The organism is Yersinia entomophaga (assembly GCF_001656035.1).
In the GTDB taxonomy this organism is placed as follows: domain Bacteria; phylum Pseudomonadota; class Gammaproteobacteria; order Enterobacterales; family Enterobacteriaceae; genus Yersinia; species Yersinia entomophaga.
In genome coordinates this window covers 2,596,866-2,619,546 of record NZ_CP010029.1, presented here as the reverse complement: position 1 = coordinate 2,619,546, position 22,681 = coordinate 2,596,866, and the positions used below count along the sequence as shown (strand labels likewise).

The following is a 22,681-nucleotide window of genomic DNA, read 5'->3' as shown; positions in this document are numbered from 1 at the left end:
AAACTGCTCTAAAAGTGATTTTTACGCTATAAAAAGCAGGATCCTGATAGGAAAACGCCAAAACCCGCGATATTCTTGCCCATCAGTTTAGTCTCGCAAGATAAAATCGGCAGACGATCGAGTATACTCAGACTGAGTTGGCGGTTGGCTTGATGATAAAGCCGCTTTTTTACGGGTACGATAGGCGGAGAAAAAGTTTGCGGGTTAGGCATTCGTTAACGATAAAGCAAATGGCAACGGTGTCCGGTGTGGCGCTGGTGACGATTTGTATCTTTATTGTCATTCAACTGTTCCATTTTGTGCAGCAGCGCAAAGATGACTACGCCAAGCAGTTGGAGAGTATCGCGTATTCCGTTAAAAACCCCCTTTCTTCGGCCATACTCAGCGTCGATATTCCAGGTGCTAAACGTGTGCTGGAGAGCACATTGCCGATTGGGATTTTGAGTCGGGCAGATGTGGTGTTGCCTAATGAGCTACAGGTATTACACGCTAATTTTAAGCCAGAGCAGCCGGTACCCAATTGGGTTAACCGGGTATTTAATCTGCCGGTGCAAATTACCGTTCCGCTCTATTCATTAGAAAGAGTCCCCGCCAACCCTAAGCCCCTGGCTTATCTGGTGTTACAGGCTGATTCTTACCGTATTTATCAATTTATTCTTAATACCTTATCCACCATGCTTTCAACCTATCTGTTGTTAGCATTGATTCTTTCCGTTTCAATTACATGGTGTATTAACCGGTTAATCGTGCATCCATTGCGCTCAATGGCTCGTGAACTGGAGAATATCTCTCAGGATCAGGTGTTAGATCATCAGCTTTCCATGCCCGCTCGTCATCTTGATGATGAATTAGGGGTATTGGCGCGAAATTATAATCGTAACCAGCATTTGTTAGCGAAAGCCTATGCGGAAATGAGCCGTATCAGCAGCCGCCACCCGGTGACTGAATTGCCGAATCGCACGCTGTTTTTAGCCATGTTGAATGAGCACATTGATTCCCCTGTTCGACCAGAAAAATTTCACCTCTTGGTTATTGGCATAGAAACGCTGCATGAAGCGTCCGGCGTCATGACGGAACATCAGCATGAGCAGCTGTTGCTGACCATAGTGCAGGAGCTTGAGCAGTGCATTGACCAGAACTGCTTGCTGGGCCATTTGAGTAAAACCGAGTTTGCCGTCATGGCAAAAGAGATATCGCGACCTTTCCCGGCGATGCAGCTTGCCCGGCGGATTATGGCGCAGATTACCGCTCCTCTGACCTTTGAAAACATGCAGTTGCGTCCGAAAGCCAGTATTGGCATCGTGCAATATCTTAATCAGCATGAAAGCGCTGAAGATTTAATGCGCAGTGCTAGCTCTGCCATGGTGGCAGCCCACCATAAGGGTAAAAATCAGATTCTCTATTACGAAGAGCATTTGTCGGAAAAAACGCAAAAGCATCTGACTTACGAAAATGACATTCTTCGAGCCATTGAGAAACGTGATTTTATATTGCACCTACAGCCGCAGTGGGACATGCGTAATGAAAAAGTCATAGGCGCGGAGGCGTTGCTGCGCTGGAATCAGGCCGATGGTACTTACCTCTCGCCGGTGGATTTTCTTCCGCTGGTGGAAGAAAAAGGCATTATGGTGCCGCTGGGTAATTGGGTATTGGAAGAGTCCTGCCGGATACTGGCAGACTGGCAGCGACAAGGCATTAAATTGCCCTTGGCGGTGAATATTTCCGGTTTGCAGGTGCAGCATGAGACGTTTTTACCGCACCTCAAAACTATCCTCAGTCATTACAAAATTGATGCCAGCCAGTTAATGCTGGAAATCACCGAAACTGCCCGTATTCCCGATCTGGATGAGGCGTTGCTACTGTTGCGTGAGCTGCATGAACTCGGCGTTTCCATCGCAATGGATGATTTCGGTATGGGTTATTCCAGCCTGCATTATCTCAATCGCCTAAAATGTCTGCCCATCGACATGATTAAGATCGATAAAAGTTTCGTCCACACGCTACCGCAGGATGATGCGATGGCGCGAATTATCGGCAGTATCTCCAATGTGCTCAAACTGCGCGTGATGGCCGAAGGCGTAGAAAATGAAGCTCAGCGTCAATGGTTGTTAGACCACGGTGTGACGAGCGGGCAGGGTTTCCTGTTCTCCCGTCCGGTGCCGCGCGAAGAGTTTGAGGCCAGTTTCCTGCCACGTTGATCGGGTTTGTCCGGTCAACGTTGGTTCGCAATATCCCCACCTTCTCTTATTTATCCTTTCCCTTATCAGGTCTCTCAGACCGGCTCGGTAGCAAAGAATATTTCACTGCTCCACTCCAGTTACCTTTTCTTGAAGCGTTTCAGTTCTTAGTTTCGTGTTAATGGGACAATTTACGATAATAAATGACTTACATATTGTTATTGGGGTGTTATTTTTCGCGCTAGCGCGGATAGAAAAATGAAGCGTCCCTTTCATTTGCGGAGACCATAACGACACATTGCCGTGCATTCTCCAAAAGGACATTGATATGAAAACCAGCATCTTTAAAAGCCTTTACTTTCAGGTATTAACGGCAATCACGTTAGGTATCCTATTAGGCCATTTTTATCCTGACATCGGTGCTCAGATGAAACCTCTGGGCGATGGATTTGTTAAATTAATTAAAATGATTATTGCTCCGGTTATTTTTTGTACCGTCGTGACCGGTATTGCCGGAATGGAAAGTATGAAAGCGGTCGGGCGAACAGGTGCCATTGCTCTGCTTTACTTTGAAATTGTAAGTACGATTGCACTGTTGATCGGCCTGGTTATTGTGAACGTGGTGCAGCCTGGAGCAGGGATGAATATCGATCCTGCCTCTTTGGATGCTAAAGCGGTTGCCATGTACGCGGAGCAAGCTTCTCAGCAAGGAATAATTCCATTCCTGTTGGATATTATTCCCGGAAGCGTGATTGGCGCCTTTGCCAGCGGTAATATTCTGCAAGTCTTGCTGTTTGCCGTACTGTTTGGTTTTGCCTTACATCGTTTAGGCGAAAAAGGTCAGCTTATCTTTAACGTAATTGAAAGTTTCTCCCGCGTAATCTTCGGTATCATCAATATGATTATGCGCCTGGCTCCGCTGGGTGCTTTCGGTGCGATGGCGTTTACTATTGGTAAATATGGCGTGGGTACGTTGTTGCAACTGGGCCAATTGATTGTCTGCTTCTACGCTACCTGTATTTTGTTTGTGGTGGTGGTGCTAGGCTCCATTGCGCGCGCTAACGGCTTCAATATCTTCAAATTTATTCGCTATATCAAAGAAGAATTACTGATTGTTCTGGGAACCTCTTCCTCAGAATCCGTATTACCGCGGATGCTGGAGAAAATGGAACGTGCGGGCTGTAAAAAATCCGTAGTGGGTTTGGTTATTCCGACAGGTTATTCATTTAACCTCGATGGGACTTCCATTTACCTCACCATGGCGGCGGTATTTATTGCTCAGGCAACCAATACCCACATGGATATCATGCATCAGGTGACGCTGCTGGTGGTATTGCTGCTGTCCTCTAAAGGCGCAGCTGGCGTGACCGGTAGCGGCTTTATCGTTCTGGCTGCGACTATCTCCGCTGTTGGACATTTACCATTGGCCGGTTTGGCACTGATTCTGGGTATTGACCGCTTTATGTCTGAGGCGCGGGCGCTGACCAATCTGGTCGGTAACGGCGTAGCGACCATTGTGGTCGCGAAATGGTGTAACCAGTTGGATAACGATCAACTGCAGGCGACATTGTCGAATAAGAGTCCGGCAGGTAAATCAGAAGGGCAGATATCCTCTTCCTGATTCTTTTAGGTCACCAGATTAGTCAATCAGCCACCGGTAGCTCATCGTTACCGGTGGTTTCTGCATAGTCAATCACTACCATTTTTCGCTCGTATTGCCCGTTGAACATTATTTTTCGCAGTGATGGGTGATATCGGCAAAAGCATGCGGTCTAACAGAATGGTACACTTGCTTTTTCCGCGGTCATAACTGTGATGAGCGTAGTTTTTTTATCCAACATAAGCACACGCCGATGAGTTTCGTATCATTGGGCTGTTTTGAGCGTGTAATTTCTTTGAAAGTTGGATAGTTTTAAATTGGATAGTTATTAAGTAGGGGTTCACATGCAGGGCACCAGAATTCGTCTTATAGTTGGTGGATTGTTGTTGGCGGCGGCCAGCGGCAATGTGCAAGCTGAAGCACTACAACCCGATCCTGCCTGGCAGCAGGGAAAGTTAGAAAACGGGTTTACATGGCAGCTGCTGGCAACGCCGCAGCGCCCAAGTGATAGAGTAGAGATGCGTCTGGTGGTCAATACCGGATCTCTGTCGGAAAGCGCACAGCAGGTTGGCTTTGCCCATCTGTTACCTCGTTTGGCGCTTATTCGCAGCCAGAGCTTTACTCCGGCACAACTCCAATCGCTGTGGCAGCAAGGGGTCGATAACGAGCGCCCTTTACCACCGGCGATTACTTCTTATGATTTCACGCTATACAGCCTGAGCCTGCCAAACAATCGCCCTGATTTGATTAAAGAGGCTTTGGCTTGGCTATCTGATACCAGCGGTAAGCTGGCCATCAGCGAGCAAACGGTGAATGCTGCGCTGAATCTTCCTAATGATCCCATTGCTACTTTCCCGCAAAATGTACAGGACACTTGGTGGCGCTATCGCCTAAAAGGGTCTTCACTGCTGGGTCACGATCCTGGGCAGCCGGTAAATGGTCCGGTTGATGCGGAAAAACTGAAGCAATTCTACAAACAGTGGTACACGCCAGATGCGATGACGCTGTATGTCGTGGGCAATGTCGATAGCCGTAGTTTGGTGGCGCAAATCAGTAAAACCTTCTCTTCGTTGGAAGGGAAGCGACAGACCCCGTCTTCTATCGCGATGCTGGCTCCTTTACCGCCTCAGCCGGTGAACCTGATGAGCGAGCAGGTGACGCAGGACACTTTGTCGCTAATTTGGGATACCCCGTGGCATCCGATACAGGACTCCCAGGCACTTAGCCGCTATTGGCGCAGTGATCTAGCGCGAGAAGCGCTGTTCTGGCATATGCAGCAGGCGTTGGAAAAAAGCGGTCAGAAGAATATGAAGCTGGGCTTTGATTGCCGGGTGCAATACCAACGTGCTCAGTGTGCGATTCATCTGAATACGCCAACGGAAAATCTGAATTCCGGCATGACGTTTATTGCTAATGAATTAGCCAGTATTCGTGCTAATGGGCTGAGTCAGGCTGAATTTGATGGACTGATGGCGCAGAAAAACGATCAGTTAAGCAAGCTGTTCGCGACTTATGCCCGTACTGATACCGATGTGTTGATGAGTCAGCGCCTGCGTTCTCAGCAGAGCGGTGTAGTGGATATCGCACCTGAGCAATATCAGAAGCTGCGACAAACCTTCCTGTCCGGCTTAACGTTGGCCAATCTGAATCAGGAGCTAAAACAACAGCTTTCGCAAGATACCACTTTGGTTCTGGTTCAGCCGAAAGGTGAGCCAGAAGTCAGCGTGAAAGCATTGCAGGAAAGCTATAACAGCATTATGACATCGGGTACGCCAATGGCTGCGCCGGAAGAAGTGAAACCGGAAGCTACGCCAGGCGTTGCGTCAGAAGGAACGACGCAAGAAGGCACCACGCCAGAAGGGACGCCGCCGGAAGCTTCGACCGCGCAGTAAAACCGGGTGTTCAAATCAGATATTCGGGGCCTTTCTGGTCCCGAATATTGTTTCTATCTCTCCCGTCAATACATCTCGTTTGGCTTAGACTTTTGGCATTGCCGCGATGGGAATAATCGCCCCCCGATACTGAATCACAGTACTGGCCGTCAAATGGCCACGCACTGCGGCTTGCTGAGGTGTGCCTCCGGTTAAGCGAACGGCCAGATAACCTGCACTAAATGAATCTCCCGCTGCGGTGGTATCGACGACTTTTTCCTTTGGCAAGGTTACGGCGGGTACCACATGTTGATCCGCGGGCCGCTGGCTATCGGATTCCCGATTCCAGACAATGCAGGAATCTGCACCTCGTTTGATCACGATTTCGTTAACGCCCAAAGCTTGAGTGCGATCGATAGCCTGCTCCAGCGTCATCTCGCCCCACAGCATATCTTCATCATCCAGCGTCAGAAACGCGGTGTCAGTACAGGACAGCATAGCGCGATAGGCTTCCTGAGTTTCTTCTTTGCTCTGCCACAGGCGCGGGCGGTAGTTGTTATCAAAGATAACTTTACCTCCATTGGTACGACAGGCTTGCAGTAGTTTCAACAGGCGCTGGCGGCTGGAGGCGTCCAGAATAGCCAGGCTAATACCACTGAGGTAGAGATAATCGAAGTTTTCCAGCTTCTGGCAAATTTTATCAGCTTGCGGCCCCGTGAGCCAAAAACGGGCGGCGGCATCATTGCGCCAGTAATAGAAAGTACGCTCACCGGTCTCGTCGGTTTCAATAAAATAGAGGCCCGGCAACTTATCATCCATACGCTGAATCAAATCGATTTTAACTTTCTCTTTCTGCCATGCCGCCAACATGTCTTCGCTGAAGCTGTCAGCGCCCAAGGCAGTAACGTAGTGGACTTCCAGCGCCTCTTCGTCAACCTGACGGGCAATATAAACCGCAGTATTTAGCGTGTCGCCGCCAAAACCTCGGTTCAAATCGTTACCTTTTTGCGACAGTTCAATCATGCATTCGCCGATAACGGCAATCTTTTTGCTGGTCATGGAAAGCGGCCTATTTCTAAAGAAAACTCGATATGAGGGATATAGGCTTAGTCTCTCTGCTGGTTCTGCGTGAGTCAATAGAATTAAAATGGCGTTTTATATTTTTTATGACCTAGGTCGGGAAACTGACAGGTTTCCCGTTTGTTCCGTTAAAATTAGGGGGCTTTTCGCAGTTCGGTTACGCATTTCCCGCCAATACCCCAGTTATCGGTATCAACTTCATCAATGACCACGACGGTGGTAGCCGGATTTTTGCCCAAGGTATCGACTAACAGTTGCGTAACACCGGCAATCAGCCGCTTCTTTTGTTCGGCGGTGGCACCTTCACGGGTAATTTTAATATTTACGTATGGCATTATTTTCTCCATTTATCCTAATGTTAGCGTTAACTCAATCACGTTTGCCGGTTTGTCGTTCGTTGCTCAGTTGGAGGCGATTTCGCAGTTTTGAGAATCTGCCTGGCTCACATATAAAGTTCTGGTCGAACGAGTCGATAACATCTCCAGAAGGAAGAACGCTCTCATTGGGGAGCGTCTTTATGGCAGTAAGCATAGTATGAGCTTTGACTGCCTGATACCCCGACATATGGCGACAAAACTGATGCTAACTAACAAAATATCAGATTTACTTGCGCCATCCCTTGCCGCTCAGGATTGTAATAAGGGATTCAACTTTTGGCGGCAATGTCAGCGTAGGTATACTTTCCAACCTATTTATCGCACTTCAGGGAAGTTACTGGCGATAGAATTATTGACGGCTGTTTATCATCCCTCCTCGCCGGAAACCCGACTCTCACCAGAGGATTATTTCTCCTCTATCAGCATTCGGGCGCGTCTGAACGTGGTGTTAGAACAGTTGGAATTAGTGAAGCAATGGCACGGTATTTTTACCCATCGCTCAATGTTGGTATCGATCAATATCGACGGTCAGGCATTGATGGAGATGCAAAACGATCCCGAAGCGCGGCAGCTTATTGATTCTATGCCTTATGTGCGTTTTGAGCTGGTCGAACATATGGATACCGCCTGTATTACTCCGTTTGCTCAAATCGCTGAGGCCGATCGATTATGGCTGGATGATTTTGGCAGCGGTGTGGCTAACTTCTCGTCTTTTGTCAGTTGGCGCTATGAATACATCAAAATAGCTCGCGATTTATTTATTCTGTTACAGCAAAGTGAGGTAGGGCAGCAGCTGTTCTTTACGCTGGTAACATTGATGAGCCGCTACAGTAAAGGCGTGATTGTAGAAGGAGTGGAAACTGACAAAGAATGGGCGCTGGTTAAACGATCTGATGCCTGTGCTGCGCAAGGTTACTATCTTTCCAGACCCGCACATTTTGATACTTTACAGTCACTTCCCCTGTTATTCGCCGGGTAACGTCCGGGTGAAATAATCGTCAAAACCGATGAGTCGTTTGATCATTAACCGTCTGATAAATTGACGTTTATATCTATTGGCTGCTTTTCATCAGGCCAATAATAATGGACGTTAGTTGATCCTCAACTATGGTTAATACAAGCGTCTAAGTCCGCGTTCCTCATCGATTAACTCTTTTTTCTACATTGACAGGCTGAGCGGTAGTACCCATAGCCGTTTTGTTTATTGCCGAACCGGATTTAGCTTCTGATAAATTTTGTGGAGCGATTATGACAAAAACCGGGAAGGTACTGCTTTGGGTGGCCGGAATTGTGCTGGTATTGCTGGCTGTTTTAGTGATTTTCGTTCTTACGTTCGATTGGAATCGCATAAAACCCACAATAAACCAAAAGGTTAGTGCTGAATTGCAGCGTCCCTTTGCCATTCGTGGCGAATTGGGCGTTGACTGGTCGCGCAAAACGGACGATCGCGGTTGGCGTGCCTGGATTCCCTGGCCGCAGATTCATGCAGAAGATTTGGTACTCGGCAACCCGCCAGATATTCCTGGGGATAATATGATGACCCTAAAGCGAGTTGAGGCTAATTTGTCTCCACTGGCATTGTTGGGTAAGCAGGTTCGCATTCCCAGAATTTGGCTGACGGAACCCGATGCTAATTTGCAGCGCTTGGCCAACGGTAAAAACAACTGGACCTTTAATCTCGCCAATCGCGACAAAGCTAAGGGTGAAGCATCTTCCGATTGGTCGGTGAATATCAGCGATATTGTGTTCGATCGCGGCCAGATTTCGCTTAAAGATTCGGTATTGAAAGCGGATCTACGGGCGAAAATCGACCCTTTGGGCAAGCCTCTTCCTTTTTCCGAAGTGATTGGCGACAAGGGTGAAGTGAAGGACAGCAAGGTTAGAAGTACGTCGGTGGATTATATTTTCGGCTGGCAGGTAGAAGGCAAATACCAAGGGCAACCTGTGAGCGGCAGCGGAAAAATCGGGGGGATGCTTTCTCTGACTAACGCTGATATTCCTTTCCCTATTCAGGCAGATGTGCGCTCCGGCTCTACGCGAGTGGCTATCGTCGGTACGCTCAATGATCCGAGCAATCTGGCGGATATCAATCTACGGCTGAAATTCTCCGGCGATAGTCTGGGTAACTTATATCCGTTGATTGGTGTACTTTTACCGAATACACCACCTTATGCCACCGATGGGTATTTGATTGCTCGGTTGCGTCAATCGGGCGGTGCGGTTTATCAGTATCAAAAATTCAACGGTAAAATCGGCGACAGCGATATTCACGGCGATCTCACCTATACCGCCAGTCAGCCAAGACCCAAACTGCTAGGAAAGGTTGTCTCCAATCAACTGCGTTTTGCCGATCTGGCTCCTTTAATCGGCGCTGATTCCAATCAACAGAAAAAAGGGCGCGGTGAGAAAAGTCGCCAGCCATCCGATAAAATTCTGCCGGTAGAGGCTTTTGAAACCCAAAGCTGGAACGTTATGGATGCAGATGTGACCTACGCCGCTAAACGTATCGAGCGGGATAAAGCCTTACCTATCAGCGATCTTTCTACTCATGTGGTGATGAAAAACGGTGAGTTGTTACTCGATCCGCTGCGCTTCGGTATTGCCGGTGGCAATCTCAACGCCACTTTACGCCTGAATGGTAATAAAAATCCGATGCAAGGGCGCATCGACCTTCACGCGCGTCGATTCCAGTTAAAGCAGCTGCTGCCGGAAGTCGAGTCGATGCGTAACAGTCTGGGGCAGCTCAATGGCGACGCTTCCTTCACGGCTCGGGGTAACTCGGTGGCGGCGCTGTTGGGAACCAGTAATGGTAGCCTGCGAATATTGCTGAATCAGGGGCTAATCAGCCGCAGCCTGATGGAATTATTGGGGCTGAACGTGGGTAACTACATAGTGGCAAAACTCTTCGGTGATGACGAAGTAAAAATTAACTGTGCTGCTGCGGATATCGTGATGCGAAACGGTCTGGCTACGCCGCGGCTGTTCGTCTTCGACACGGAAAATGCCATCATCAATATTACCGGTAATGCTAATTTCGCCACCGAACGGTTGGATCTCTCAATCGACCCGCAAAGCAAAGGGTTACGTATTCTGACGTTGCGTTCGCCTCTGTACGTTAAAGGCACGTTTAAAAATCCGGACGCGGGTGTGAAGACCGGGCCGTTAATTGCTCGCGGTGCGGTGGCGGCTGTGTTGGGCGTGGCTTTAACGCCAGCGGCGGCGTTGTTGGCATTGATTTCGCCTAGTGAAGGTGAAGAAAACCAATGCACGCCGCTGCTGAAAAGCATGAAGCAGAAGTAAGTTTTAGTGAGGAGGCACGGGCAGCACGCTGCAACTGTGGTCCTGGATACTCTCGACCGAGGCAAGATTCAGGCCGGTCAAATCGCGTTTCGTGGTTAATAGTAAGAAATCGCCGTTGGGCAGAGAGGTCATGGCTAAGCCGTATTTGCCCATATTTTCCGCAGCGCCCTGTACGCCGCTGGCTAGCAGGCGGAACGCGCCTTGTTCCTGGAGTTCACTGGGGGTGATTTGCCTTGCCAGATAATCATGACCGAGCAATCCTTTCGGCAATGGCTGCCAGCTTGGGCGGAACGAATCGCTTTGATCTGCCAGCGCTTTTTTCACTTTCGGTGATAGGCAGGAAATATGAATATGCAGCTGATTTTGACTGCGGCCCAATTCTGAATTCACCGCCAGAGAGATATTTTGATTATCAATAGGATGACCGTATTTTAGCGCCATGTAATCCCTGGCTTGCCATGCCAGAGCAAAATAGTTAGGCGTTGCTGCGGATAACAACTCGGGGCTTTCGATACCGGTAATTTTTTCAGTTGGTATTAACAAGTATTGCAGCGGTCCGTTACGGTCTTTGTACACCGCAAAACCGGCCTGAGTATTCACTTCGGCGCAAGGTTGAGGGGAATTCAGCTGGCGCTGATGGGGAACGCACTGTTGGCTAACAATTTGCCACAGAGCATCTGGATTCCCGATTTTGGGTTGCAGCGCATACACCGCAATGGCGGCGATCAGTACCAATACGCCCAAAGCAATCCATCGACGATAAGATAAAAGTGGCATTAACTGACCCTCCATGATCGATTAAGTAGCCAGCAGTATAGGGTTAAATTCCAACGCGCGGCAAAGGCTTCATCGCCGATAGGAGAAAAACCTCTCGCACGTTGACGGCGGGCATCTGACAGCCGCTTAGGCATGGCGTTCAGGCAAGGTTTCGTCATCCTTATATTTCGCCGTGGCGATCCAGGCGGCGCAAAATAAGGTTAAACGCGCGAAGAAATAGAAGAAAGCCATTAGCCCGATGACCGAACCGAAAGCCGCGCCCGAAGGCGAGCTGGCAAGACGCGGAAGCATCATGGTCATAATGAATTTAATGATTTCGAAGCCGATAGCGGCAATAAGAGTTCCCCGCAGCAAGGCCTTCTTTTTTGGTTTATGACGCGGCAAAATCCAGAATATCCATAAGAACAATAAATAGTTCGCGGCGATGGAAATAGACAGCGCAATTAGCGTCATGGCCGGTCGTAGCCATTCAATATCACCCAGCCCTAACGCATTCACAATCACAGACTGCGCAGAACCGGCAATTGATGTAAGAGAGAGAGTAATAATCAGCGCCAGCACCAAACCGGTAAGCGAAATAAAATCACGGGTGTAGCGCACATAAAATTTTTCCAGATCCTGCGGATTACGCTCCCAAACGTCTCTGGACTGAGCGCGAATTGCTTCTCGTAAATTTCCCATCCAACTGATACCGGAATAAAGCGCAATGGCTAAACCGGTTAATCCAACGGTAGTACGCTGCTGAATAGCGGTATTTACCGTATTTTTCAAGGTAGCAGCCAGGCTGGGATCGCTGATGCTATTCACGATCTTATTGATCAACTCGGCCAGCAAATCTGGATTAGATGCCAATACAAAACCCACGGTGGCGAAAGAAACCATCAAAATGGGAATGAGCGATAAAAAGGAAAAATAAGTGATTGCAGCGCCAAACTGGCTGCCTAATCGATCGTTAAAGCGATCGGTAGCGCGAATAATATGCGCAACACTGGGATAGGTTTTAATCCGATTGCCAAGACGGGTTAATACGGAAATAGCTTTTTTTCCGTTTTCAATTCCTGCACTTAACGGCGCTGTTTTGCTCTGCTGCGAATCAGTATCTGCGCTGGATGAAGTCTGATTATCCTTGAATGAGTTCGGCATAATATTCCTCATGGCCTAAATTCATGCCTTATGCAGATGATTATCCTACAGAATATCCTACAAAGACGGCTAACTCTGTTGATGATAGCAGAGTCATGGCTTATCACAAACGGCGGCTAAGGCAGAGGCTAGGCCGATAAAGAGAACGACAAAAGGGATTGCAGCCAGCCCAATTCATCCTGATTGCCTCATTTAATTCGTCATTAACGTCAGGGCCTTCGGGTGATCCAATTATCCCATACCGGTACGGGCTGCAAAGTTTCCACCAGATAATCAATAAAAGAACGAACCTTGGGATTGCTATAACGGCTGGGGAAATACAAGGCATACAGGCCATGAGTCGCGTGGGTTATTTCCCCATCAAGCGCCAGAGGAGTAATTTCACCTCGTTGAATAGCATCGCCGAGTAAATAAGTCGGCAAATAGGCAACACCCTGATGTTCCAGCACCGCTTTCAGCAATACCAGGCTGCTATTTGCCTGAATCGGTGAGCGTAACTTAAGTAAATGAGCGCTGCCGCTTTCGTCGGTATCTTTTAATACCGGTGTCAAACCGGGATATAACAAACACTGATGGTCTGATAATTGTTGGACGGAAGTTGGTGTCCCCATTTTTTCCAGATAAGTGGGGCTAGCGCAATAAGCCCAGTGGATAGTCGACAGTTTTCTTAACGAATAATTATCTGGCGGAGTTGATGCAACGCGAATAGCGATATCAAAGTTACTCTCATTTAAATTAACAAAGTTATCGTTTAGATCTATATATAACTCAACATCGGGGTAACGCTCTCGATATTTATTAACCAAAGTGATGAGGTGAGAATAACCAAAGGCAATTGAACAGGTGAGGCGTAATTCACCCTGCGGGTGGTTATAAAATCCAGCGGTAGTATTAAGAGATTCGTCAAAATCTAATAATAATTTAGTTGCCCGATGATAAAGATATTTCCCCGCGTCGGTTAACGTCAGGCTACGCGTCGTTCTTTTTAGCAGCATAGTGCCCAGCTGTGATTCCAGATGAGACAGACTCTTGCTGACCGCAGAAGGCGAGATGTTCAGCTGAGCTGCGGCTTCAGACAGCCCACCACACTCAACGATCTTGACCAGTATTTCCAGCTGTTTTAGCGATGCGATATTACTCATTCTTTCCTTCAGCTCATTAGTGATTTTAGTAAATGGCATCAATGTCGTATTTCATTTGTAGACTACAAATGTAATCATTTATTACCAATAGCGATATGTTATTCATATTAAGAATAAGAAATAAAAAGGTGAGCTTAATCACAGATAAGATATTTGCTTGCCGAAAGAAAAATAAAAGGTGACTGAAGTCACATGAAATTTAAATAATACACCAAGGAAAATCCTATGTGGAAACGTTTGGAACCCTACAAGTCCTCTATTATTCTTTTATTTGCACTGATTCTCGGTGGGGTTATAGGTATTTATGCCCCTTCTCTGGCTCTCAAATTACAGCCTATCGGTAAAATTTTCCTGAATTTGCTGTTTATGATTATCGTTCCATTGGTGAGCGTAAGCGTTATGTCGTCCATTGCCGGTATGACGGATTTGAAAAAACTGGGGCGCATAATGGGGCTGATTTTTGCAGTCTCTATCATTATGGCGCTCATTCCGGCGGCAGGAATCGTTGGGCTAGCGACCTTATTTGATCCGGCTCAGGGCGTCACTATTGAATTAACCCAAGAGTTCAAGGCCGGCAGCGGCGAAATGAACTTTGTGAATATGGTCACCACTAATGATTTTGTTGGTTTATTGTCTAAATCCAATATTCTGGCGCTGATTATTATGTCGGTTATCGCCGGTATTGCGATTGGGCAATCGGGCGAGCAAGGTAAACAAATTGCCCTGTCTTTGTTGGGCTTAAATACCGTGATTATGAAGATTGTCTCAATCATCATGAAAGCGGCACCCGTTGGTTTGGGCAGTTATTTCGCCGCGACGATGGCCAGTCAGGATCCACAATTACTGATGACTTTCGCCAGAGCCATCGGCTTATTCTTTATCGCCTCGCTGCTGTATTACGTTTTCGGCTCTATCTTTTATTCCTGGATTGGCGGCGGCATGAAAGCGGTAAGGGCTTTCTGGCAACACGCTATTGAACCTTCAGCCACCGCCTTAGGCACCTGCTCTTCATTGGGATCGCTGCCAGTGACTATTCGAGCGGCCAAAGCGATGGGCATTAACCCTGAAATCGTAGATATTTCTCTGCCGCTGTTGGTTAATTTAAATAAAGGCGGCGTGGCAATGATTGCCGCGCTGAAAATCGTCTTTATCTTCTCGGTACTGGGATTGGATTTCACCACCGAGACTTTCTTCCTGACCATGCTGATTTCGGTGCTCTCCGCCATTATTGTCGGCGGCGTTCCCGGTGGCGCTTTCCTCGGTGAAATATTTATTGTCACCACGCTGGGGCTACCGGTTGAAACTATTCCAATGCTGGTTGTTATTGGCACCATTACCGATGCACCTGCAACGCTAATTAACGTCATTCATGACCTTAATGCAGCCCAAATTATCGAAAGATATACCGGTAAAAAATCCTCCAAGCGGCAGGCTGAGCTTCCTGCGGTGAATGAACCTACTTGTTAATACATAACGACACAGCGTGGCGGATTGTCCGTAAGTCGCTGTGAATATTTGAGTATGCCAGCACCAGAAAAGGAAAAAATAATGAAATCTAAAAAATTAGAAACAGCGTTAGTGACTGCCGGTCGGGCGAAAAAATTTACCCAAGGATCGGTAAACACCATTATTCAACGAGCCTCTTCCCTGGTATTTGATTCCGTAAAGGCGAAAAAATTTGCCACAGCAAACCGGGCAAAAGGCGAATTGTTTTATGGTCGTCGCGGTACGCTGACCCATTTTTCCTTCCAAGAAGCGATGGTGGAATTGGAAGGCGGCGCAGGTTGTGCGCTTTATCCTTGCGGCGCCGCAGCGGTGACCAATGCCATTCTGTCTTTTGTGGCCACCGGCGATCATATATTAATGACCGGTGCTGCTTATGAGCCAACGCAGGATTTTTGCAATAAAGTGCTGTCCAAACTGGGTGTCACCACCACTTATTATTCTCCACTGATCGGCGCTGGAATTGCCGAGCTTATTCAGCCAAATACCAAAGTGGTATTTTTAGAATCTCCCAGCTCCATCACAATGGAAGTTCAGGATGTTCCCGGCATGGTGCAGGCTATTCGGGCAGTTAATCCCAATATCGTGATTATGATCGATAATACCTGGGCTGCCGGAGTGCTATTTAACGCACTGGAGTTTGGCATCGATATTTCTATTCAGGCCGGAACCAAATATATCGTCGGTCACTCAGACGCTATGTTGGGCACGGCGGTATCTAATGCGCGCTGTTGGGATCAATTGCGGGAACATTCGTATTTGCTGGGGCAAATGGTCGATGCAGACACCGCTTACGTTGCTAGCCGCGGTCTGCGCACCTTAGGCGTACGGCTAAAGCAGCATGAAACCAGCAGTATCCAGATCGCCAAATGGCTGGCCGCTCGTCCGGAAGTGGCGCAGGTTAACCATCCAGCACTGCCATCCTGCCCCGGCCATGAGTTTTATTTACGTGATTTCACTGGGAGCTGCGGATTGTTCTCCTTTGTGTTGAAATCTCGTCTCAGTGATGAGCAAGTGGCTCATTATCTGGATAATTTTGAGCACTTCAGCATGGCGTATTCATGGGGTGGATTTGAGTCTCTGATTCTGGCTAATCAGCCGGAAGAACTGGACGAAATTCGTCCGGTAGGCGGCGTAGGTTTTGAGGGTACTTTGGTACGTGTTCATATTGGACTGGAAAATGTCGATGATTTAATTGCTGATTTGGAAGCCGGCTTCAATCGATTAATTGGCTGATATTTATTTTCGCATTCAGGCAAATTGAAGAGTATTGATATAAAGCAGCCGGAACAAGAGCTCCGGCTGTAGATTTGTACCCCAGGCTAATAAAACTGCCTTACGGAACAACTTTATGAGCGGTTAATATTATTTACCGTGAATCAAGTCGGTATAAGCCTTGGCGAATGCCTGATTATAAGCATTCCCCGCTTTATCTTTACCCTGATCCCAGTTGACCGACCAGGTCATCAGGCCTTTGATTGGCGTTCCCGCTTTCTCTAAATCAGCAAAGGCACGATAAACGTCCTGCGGATTTTTTACCGTACCTGATGCCGCAGCGTCAACGTTACTTGGTAAACCCAATACTAATTTATTGGCTGGGATTTTAATGAAGCCGCGTTTGCCATTAACAATAGAATCGGCCATGTAATACAGGAATTCATATTTTTTGGCGTCATTGTTTTGCGCCAGCCACAGGTTTACTTCTTCGACCCATACGCCGTCACCGCCTTGATTGTAGAGCTGAGGGGCAATAAAGTCATACACACCGTCCAAGGCGTTGATATAGGTAGTGTAAGGTCTGCCGGTTGTCAGATATGGGAATTCTGGTGCCATACTGATGATAAAGTGTTTACCTTGTTGTTCGTAATGCGCCCGAACAATTTTCAACGCGGCGGGAATAACGGTGGTGTTATTAGCTGCATTAATAGCCGTTTGTTCCAGATCGATATCCAGCCCGTCAAAACCATAGGTTTCAACCAAACGAATAATCTCGTCTGCGAAAGCCTGTTCCTGACCGTTATTCAATGCCACGTGTGCGTCAGCGCCGCCCAATGAAATGAGCACAGCGCGGCCTTGTTTATTTAACTCACCGATTTGTGCGCGAAACTCTGCGTCCGTTGCGTTGTACGGCTTAAAGGTTGGAATACCGCTGCCTTTCATAAAGGAGGCAATGACAACGTTAAAGGCCGCGGGTGTTTCGTTTATTTTTAGATTCTTCGGATAACCACCTTGATAGCCACGGCTTTCTTGGCTGTCCCAGTTATGCCAGAAACCCGCCATAATCTTTTTATTTACCAGGCTTGGCATAACCGACGCGTCATCATTAACCGAGGCGGCAAACGCGGAGGAATGAGAAAAACCAAACAGGGTGCATAGAGTCAGAATCGTAATCAGACTATTTTTACAATTGATAGGTTTCATAGATGTTCCTTTTTATATTTTAAATGAATTTTTAGGTTCTAAATTAACCGCTGCGAACGGCGAATATATTTTCATGAGCTATTTATTCTCATTGATCGTGAGTAATAAAAAGAAAATAAAGTTATCTGATTCGCTTGGGATAAATTTAGAAACAAAGTATCGCATCAATAAATTAATTTTGTGAATCATCATTGACTTAATTATTCTTTTTATTTTCATATTATTTTATATAAGTGATAGTTTATTTAAATTTATTTCCCGCCGGAGGTTTTCTTTTTAATATTTTGATTTTAAAGGGTATTTAATTTATTTTTTCGACCTGATTAATGTCTTAGAGCTGGGTAATTCGAACAAGTAAGAATAAATGCAATTTGATCGTTACCTCAGTAAGTATTGATAATTTCTATATGTCAATTTTCATACACTGTCTTTATGTATTCATCAAGTTTCTATGTTGTAAGATGCAATGATGTTCAGACTCGGTAAGTGACTCAACGCCTCTTTTTATCGTCATTTCTATTTAATCGCGCTGATGTAGACGGTGGTGATATAGCTGTAAGAAAGGAGAGGGGGTGTAGCGAAGCTGAATTCCAAGCAATAAAAAGCCGAAATTTGCATTTCGGCTTCACGTTCCATGACTCAAATAGAGAAACTCATCTCTAAATGATTATCTCATAGTGACAAATTCTTCCGCGGCGGTCGGGTGGATAGCTACGGTATTGTCGAAGTCTTTCTTGGTTGCGCCCATTTTTACTGCTACGGCGAAACCTTGCAGAATTTCATCCATACCAAAGCCGATTCCGTGGATACCGACGATTTTCTCTTCTGCGCCCACGCATACCAGCTTCATACGGCACGGCTGGCGATGTTGAGTGACGGCGCTGTACATCGCAGTAAAGGAGGATTTATAGACTTTTACCTGATCGTCGCCAAACTGCTCACGCGCCTGCGGCTCGGTTAAACCAATAGTGCCAATGGGTGGGTGGCTGAATACCACGGTTGGAATATTGCTGTAATCAAGATGCTCGTCTGGCTTGTTGTTAAACAGGCGCTCGGACAGGCGGCGACCTGCAGCCACGGCAACCGGAGTCAGCTCCACTGCACCCGTGTTGTCACCAACGGCATAAATACCTTTTACATTGGTATTTTGGAATTTATCGACGACGATATAGCCTTTTTCATTGGTTTTCACACCGCAGGCGGCCAGATTCAGGTTGTCGGTCGCAGGTTCGCGGCCAATCGCCCAGATCAGATGATCAACGGTCACTTCTGTGCCGTTTTCCAGTTGCAGCGTCAGACTGCCGTCAGCATTTTTAATCACGGCTTTTGGCACGGATTCGGTATGCAGTTTTGGCCCTTCGGTGTTCATGACTTCCACTAGGGTTTCTACGATCAGCGGATCAAAACTGCGCAGCGGCGCGTGTTTACGTACAAACAGGTGAGTTTCGGTGCCTAAACCGTTCAGTACGCCAGCGATTTCGACGGCGATATAACCCGCGCCAATGACGGCAACGCGTTTTGGCATTTCATCTAGCTCAAAGAAACCGTCGGAATCAATACCGTATTCCGCGCCGGGAATATTTGGATGGCTAGGGCGGCCGCCGGTGGCGATCAGGATGTGATCCGCAGTGATTTTCTCGCCGTTGACTTCAACGGTATGAGCATCGACAAAGCGAGCGAAGCCCTGAATCACATCAACTTTGTTATTGCCTAAACCACGCTCGTAGGACTGATGAATACGATCAATGTAGGCGGTACGGTTGGCGATCAGGGTTTTCCAGTCGAAGTGGTTCACCGTGGTATCAAAACCGTAGTCCGGACCGTACATGCGAATCGCTTCAGCGATTTGTGCCGCGTGCCACATCACTTTCTTCGGCACACAGCCGACGTTGACGCAGGTGCCGCCGAGCTGTTTAGCTTCGATCAGCGCACATTTTTTACCGTACATGGCTGCCCGGTTGATCGATGCGATCCCGCCACTGCCGCCGCCAATTGCCAGATAATCGTAATGTTTGGTCATCAGGATCATTTCCATGAGTGTAGTTTTATAGAAGCAAAGAGTTTAACGCCAGATCCCACTTTGTCGCAAAGATTGCATCGATGGCTGTGATAGGTGTTGGAAGACGAGAAAGCTTTTGCGCTAAACGGTGATAAAAATTGGGTAATATTGAATGAGCCGGACAGCATGGATTGCAGCCCGGCCAGGAGCGAAAGGCGCGGCGATTATTCCGGCACGACCCATTTTACCAAGGTGTGGCCGTGACCAGAGGGTACTAGCGCTTTATGCAGCCAAGGTAGCAGATCGGTCATTTGTTTTTCCAACTTCCACGGCGGGTTAATTACGATCATGCCAGAGGCAGTCATACCGTGTTGATCGCTATCCGGACGTACCGCCAGTTCGATTTGCAGAATCCGGCGGATGCCCGTGGCTTCTAGTTCACGCAGTAATCGTTTGATTTGCTGGCGTAATACCACTGGATACCATAAAGCGTAAGTACCGGTCGCAAAGCGCTTATAACCTTCCTGAATCCCTTTTACCACGTCCTGATAATCGGTTTTCATTTCATAAGGCGGATCCATTAGCACAAAACCGCGGCGAGACTGCGGTGGTAACTGAGCTTTCAGTTGCTGGTAACCGTCGGCGCGTTGCACTTTGGAGCGTTCGTCTTTGGCAAATTCTTTACGCAGCATCGGGTAATCGCTGGGATGCAGCTCGGTTAGGCTGATTTTGTCATATTCACGTAGCAAATGACGGGCGATCAGCGGCGAACCAGGGTAATAACGTAGCTGCCCGTTGTGATTCAACGCATTAATGGCGCTCATATACGGAGCTAAATCAGCCGGTAAATCATCTCGTTGCCAAATCTTGGCGATACCTTCCAGATATTCCCCAGTGCGTTCGGCGTGCTCGCCGCTTAGCTGATAGCGGCCTGCGCCAGCGTGGGTATCTAGATAAAGGAAAGGTTTTTCTTTTTCTTTCAAAGACTCAATAATCAGGCTTTGAACAGTATGTTTGAGTACGTCGGCATGGTTGCCTGCGTGAAAACTGTGGCGATAACTTAACATTTGCGGCTTCTCCTGCGGCTTAGGCAGCATTATCTATCAAAGGGAATGATGCCGCCAGCCATTGATTTTCCGCGCGACAGACCTCATGTTAAATGTTCATCCGCATTTATCATCTGACGGTAGGAAAATCATGAGTAAACCATCGTCAGGACGACAACTATAATCAGGACACCCTATGACAAATCCGCTGTTGACTCCGTTCTCCTTGCCGCCGTTTTCGGCTATCCGCCCTGAAGATATCGTGCCTGCGGTGCAATCCGCTTTAGATGAATGTCGTCAATCGGTGGAGCGGGTTGTGGCCCAACCGGGTCCTTTCACCTGGGATAATCTGTGCCAGCCGCTGGCAGAATCCGACGGCCGTCTCTCTCGCATCTGGTCGCCTGTCGGCCATTTAAACGCGGTAAAAAATAGCCCGGAATTGCGTACCGCCTACGAGCAAAGCCTGCCGCTGCTGTCTGAATACGGCACCTGGGTTGGCCAGCATAAAGGTTTATATCAGGCTTACGTCAGCCTGAAAGAAGGCCCCGGCTTTGCCGAATTGACTCCGCCGCAGCGTAAAGCGGTGGAGAATGCGCTGCGTGATTTCCAATTGTCCGGTATTGGTTTACCGGAAGAGCAGCAAAAACGTTACGGTGAAATCGTGGCGCGTCTGTCCGAGCTGGGTTCGACCTACAGCAATAATGTGCTGGATGCCACTATGGGCTGGACCAAACTGATTACCGATGAGAAAGAGCTGGCTGGTTTGCCGGAAAGCGCTCTGGCCGCCGCTCGCGCGATGGCCGAAGCCAAAGAGCTGGATGGCTGGCTGCTGACGTTGGATATGCCGAGCTATCTACCGGTGATGACTTACGCGGATAACGCCGCGCTGCGTGAAGAAATGTATCGCGCGTTTGCAACCCGGGCCTCCGATCAGGGGCCGAACGCCGGTAAGTGGGATAACAGCGAAATCATGGCTGAAATCCTGACTCTGCGCCACGAACTGGCTCAGTTATTAGGATTTGAAAGCTATGCCGATCATTCATTGGCGACCAAAATGGCTGAAGATCCGCAGCAAGTGCTGAATTTTCTGAATGATCTGGCCAAACGTGCACGTCCGCAGGCAGAAGAAGAGCTGGCGCAGCTGCGTGCTTTTGCCAAACAACACTTCGGTGTCAGCGAGTTAGCGGCGTGGGATATTCCTTACTATTCCGAGAAACAAAAGCAGCATTTATTCTCCATCAGCGACGAGCAACTGCGCCCTTACTTCCCGGAACAGCGCGTGGTAGAAGGTCTGTTCGAGGTCGTGAAACGCATTTACGGTATTACCGCCAAAGAGCGGCAGGGCGTGGATACTTGGCATCCGGACGTGCGTTTCTTCGATCTGTTTGATGCTCAGGGCGAGCTGCGCGGCAGCTTCTATCTGGACTTGTACGCTCGCGAACACAAACGCGGCGGTGCGTGGATGGGCGATTGTATCGACAGTCTGCGTCTGGCTAACGGTGAGCTGCAAAAGCCGGTGGCTTATCTGGTGTGCAACTTCAATGGCCCGGTCGGTGATAAACCGGCGCTGTTTACCCATAATGAAGTCACGACTCTATTCCATGAATTTGGCCACGGTTTGCACCATATGCTGACCCAAATTGATACCGCCGGTGTTTCCGGCATCAGCGGTGTGCCTTGGGATGCGGTCGAGCTGCCGAGCCAGTTTATGGAAAACTGGTGCTGGGAGCCGGAGGCGCTGGCGTTTATCTCTGGCCATTATCAAACCAATGAGCCTTTGCCGCAGGAAATGCTGGATAAGATGCTGGCGGCGAAAAACTATCAGGCGGCGCTGTTTATCCTGCGTCAGCTCGAATTCGGACTGTTTGATTTCCGTATGCATTTCGAGTTTGATCCGGCTAAAGGTGCGCAGATTCTGTCAACCTTACAGGAAGTGAAAAAACAGGTTGCCGTAGTGCCATCACCAAGCTGGGGTAGATTCCCCCATGCTTTCAGCCATATTTTTGCCGGTGGTTATGCGGCGGGTTATTACAGCTATCTGTGGGCAGAAGTGCTGTCGGCGGATGCGTTCTCCCGCTTTGAAGAAGAGGGCATTTTCAACGCTGAAACAGGCCAATCTTTCCTCGACAATATTTTATCTCGCGGTGGTTCCGAGGAGCCGATGACGTTGTTCAAACGCTTCCGTGGGCGCGAGCCGCAGTTGGATGCTATGCTGCGCCACTACGGTATTAAAGGTTAAGTCTGA

Annotated in this window: 15 protein-coding genes and 1 pseudogene; 8 read left to right on the top strand and 8 right to left on the bottom strand. The window is 48.1% G+C overall.

Going from position 1 to position 22,681, the window contains the following annotated elements; all coding sequences use genetic code 11:
* Positions 1–197: 197 nt before the first annotated feature.
* From hmsP to PL78_RS11980, 3 genes are all read left to right on the top strand, one after another.
* A complete protein-coding gene (hmsP, locus tag PL78_RS11990; protein WP_205582787.1) occupies positions 198–2,198 on the top strand; it encodes a biofilm formation regulator HmsP in 2,001 nt (666 codons plus the stop codon).
* A gap of 307 nt (positions 2,199–2,505) precedes the next feature.
* Positions 2,506–3,798, top strand: coding sequence for a dicarboxylate/amino acid:cation symporter (locus PL78_RS11985; RefSeq protein ID WP_064515761.1), 1,293 nt, complete (start codon positions 2,506–2,508; stop codon positions 3,796–3,798).
* A 323-nt stretch (positions 3,799–4,121) separates the two neighbouring features.
* On the top strand, positions 4,122–5,669 hold the full coding sequence (locus PL78_RS11980) for a M16 family metallopeptidase (protein ID WP_064515758.1): 1,548 nt from the start codon (positions 4,122–4,124) through the stop codon (positions 5,667–5,669).
* 84 nt (positions 5,670–5,753) lie between these two features.
* On the opposite strand, the gene kdgK is transcribed toward PL78_RS11980, so the two are convergent.
* Both kdgK and PL78_RS11970 read right to left on the bottom strand, forming a co-directional pair.
* Positions 5,754–6,707 carry a 2-dehydro-3-deoxygluconokinase gene (kdgK, locus tag PL78_RS11975; protein ID WP_064515756.1) on the bottom strand — a complete coding sequence of 318 codons (954 nt, stop codon included), beginning with the start codon at positions 6,705–6,707 and terminating at the stop codon, positions 5,754–5,756.
* A 155-nt stretch (positions 6,708–6,862) separates the two neighbouring features.
* Positions 6,863–7,063 (bottom strand): 2-hydroxymuconate tautomerase family protein, encoded by a 201-nt coding sequence (locus tag PL78_RS11970; RefSeq protein ID WP_049597327.1) that lies wholly within the window; start codon positions 7,061–7,063, stop codon positions 6,863–6,865.
* Positions 7,064–7,307: 244 nt separating this feature from the next.
* Between PL78_RS11970 and pdeH the strand changes: the two genes are divergently transcribed.
* Positions 7,308–8,084: a cyclic-guanylate-specific phosphodiesterase gene (gene pdeH / locus PL78_RS11965; RefSeq protein ID WP_120806929.1), complete on the top strand. Its 777-nt coding sequence runs from the start codon at positions 7,308–7,310 to the stop codon at positions 8,082–8,084.
* Between the two features lie 269 nt (positions 8,085–8,353).
* Positions 8,354–10,405, top strand: a complete 2,052-nt coding sequence (locus tag PL78_RS11960) for an AsmA family protein (RefSeq protein ID WP_064515750.1) — start codon at positions 8,354–8,356, stop codon at positions 10,403–10,405.
* A gap of 3 nt (positions 10,406–10,408) precedes the next feature.
* On the opposite strand, the gene PL78_RS11955 is transcribed toward PL78_RS11960, so the two are convergent.
* From PL78_RS11955 to PL78_RS11945, 3 genes are all read right to left on the bottom strand, one after another.
* A complete protein-coding gene (locus tag PL78_RS11955) occupies positions 10,409–11,182 on the bottom strand; it encodes a CDP-diacylglycerol diphosphatase (RefSeq protein WP_064515747.1) in 774 nt (257 codons plus the stop codon).
* Positions 11,183–11,308: 126 nt separating this feature from the next.
* Positions 11,309–12,325, bottom strand: a complete 1,017-nt coding sequence (gene yhjD / locus PL78_RS11950; RefSeq protein ID WP_235600967.1) for an inner membrane protein YhjD — start codon at positions 12,323–12,325, stop codon at positions 11,309–11,311.
* 209 nt (positions 12,326–12,534) lie between these two features.
* On the bottom strand, positions 12,535–13,467 hold the full coding sequence (locus PL78_RS11945) for a LysR family transcriptional regulator (protein ID WP_064515745.1): 933 nt from the start codon (positions 13,465–13,467) through the stop codon (positions 12,535–12,537).
* Positions 13,468–13,692: 225 nt separating this feature from the next.
* Here PL78_RS11945 and PL78_RS11940 point away from each other — a divergent pair, with 225 nt between their 5' ends.
* Both PL78_RS11940 and metC read left to right on the top strand, forming a co-directional pair.
* Positions 13,693–14,934: a dicarboxylate/amino acid:cation symporter gene (locus PL78_RS11940; protein WP_064515742.1), complete on the top strand. Its 1,242-nt coding sequence runs from the start codon at positions 13,693–13,695 to the stop codon at positions 14,932–14,934.
* 81 nt (positions 14,935–15,015) lie between these two features.
* A complete protein-coding gene (gene metC / locus PL78_RS11935; RefSeq protein ID WP_064515739.1) occupies positions 15,016–16,206 on the top strand; it encodes a cystathionine beta-lyase in 1,191 nt (396 codons plus the stop codon).
* Between the two features lie 135 nt (positions 16,207–16,341).
* Here metC and PL78_RS11930 read toward each other — a convergent pair.
* The 3 genes and pseudogenes from PL78_RS11930 to PL78_RS11920 all read right to left on the bottom strand — a co-directional run.
* Positions 16,342–17,277, bottom strand: a pseudogene (locus PL78_RS11930) (glycosyl hydrolase family 18 protein); the annotation flags it as partial.
* 781 nt (positions 17,278–18,058) lie between these two features.
* Positions 18,059–19,411 carry a glutathione-disulfide reductase gene (gene gorA, locus PL78_RS11925; RefSeq protein ID WP_064515734.1) on the bottom strand — a complete coding sequence of 451 codons (1,353 nt, stop codon included), beginning with the start codon at positions 19,409–19,411 and terminating at the stop codon, positions 18,059–18,061.
* A gap of 203 nt (positions 19,412–19,614) precedes the next feature.
* On the bottom strand, positions 19,615–20,457 hold the full coding sequence (locus PL78_RS11920; RefSeq protein WP_064515731.1) for a 23S rRNA (adenine(2030)-N(6))-methyltransferase RlmJ: 843 nt from the start codon (positions 20,455–20,457) through the stop codon (positions 19,615–19,617).
* Between the two features lie 175 nt (positions 20,458–20,632).
* Here PL78_RS11920 and prlC point away from each other — a divergent pair, with 175 nt between their 5' ends.
* Positions 20,633–22,675 carry an oligopeptidase A gene (gene prlC, locus PL78_RS11915; RefSeq protein ID WP_064515729.1) on the top strand — a complete coding sequence of 681 codons (2,043 nt, stop codon included), beginning with the start codon at positions 20,633–20,635 and terminating at the stop codon, positions 22,673–22,675.
* Positions 22,676–22,681 lie beyond the last annotated feature (6 nt).

What these genes read in the sequence shown, in the direction of transcription:
- PL78_RS11945 (WP_064515745.1), bottom strand. Translation starts at nt 13,467, where the DNA reads ATGAGTAATATCGCATCGCTAAAACAGCTGGAAATACTGGTCAAGATC.
- gorA (WP_064515734.1), bottom strand. Translation starts at nt 19,411, where the DNA reads ATGACCAAACATTACGATTATCTGGCAATTGGCGGCGGCAGTGGCGGG.
- pdeH (WP_120806929.1), top strand. Translation starts at nt 7,308, where the DNA reads ATGCTAACTAACAAAATATCAGATTTACTTGCGCCATCCCTTGCCGCT.
- PL78_RS11970 (WP_049597327.1), bottom strand. Translation starts at nt 7,063, where the DNA reads ATGCCATACGTAAATATTAAAATTACCCGTGAAGGTGCCACCGCCGAA.
- PL78_RS11980 (WP_064515758.1), top strand. Translation starts at nt 4,122, where the DNA reads ATGCAGGGCACCAGAATTCGTCTTATAGTTGGTGGATTGTTGTTGGCG.
- kdgK (WP_064515756.1), bottom strand. Translation starts at nt 6,707, where the DNA reads ATGACCAGCAAAAAGATTGCCGTTATCGGCGAATGCATGATTGAACTG.
- yhjD (WP_235600967.1), bottom strand. Translation starts at nt 12,325, where the DNA reads ATGCCGAACTCATTCAAGGATAATCAGACTTCATCCAGCGCAGATACT.
- PL78_RS11985 (WP_064515761.1), top strand. Translation starts at nt 2,506, where the DNA reads ATGAAAACCAGCATCTTTAAAAGCCTTTACTTTCAGGTATTAACGGCA.
- PL78_RS11940 (WP_064515742.1), top strand. Translation starts at nt 13,693, where the DNA reads ATGTGGAAACGTTTGGAACCCTACAAGTCCTCTATTATTCTTTTATTT.
- metC (WP_064515739.1), top strand. Translation starts at nt 15,016, where the DNA reads ATGAAATCTAAAAAATTAGAAACAGCGTTAGTGACTGCCGGTCGGGCG.
- PL78_RS11920 (WP_064515731.1), bottom strand. Translation starts at nt 20,457, where the DNA reads ATGTTAAGTTATCGCCACAGTTTTCACGCAGGCAACCATGCCGACGTA.
- prlC (WP_064515729.1), top strand. Translation starts at nt 20,633, where the DNA reads ATGACAAATCCGCTGTTGACTCCGTTCTCCTTGCCGCCGTTTTCGGCT.
- PL78_RS11960 (WP_064515750.1), top strand. Translation starts at nt 8,354, where the DNA reads ATGACAAAAACCGGGAAGGTACTGCTTTGGGTGGCCGGAATTGTGCTG.
- PL78_RS11955 (WP_064515747.1), bottom strand. Translation starts at nt 11,182, where the DNA reads ATGCCACTTTTATCTTATCGTCGATGGATTGCTTTGGGCGTATTGGTA.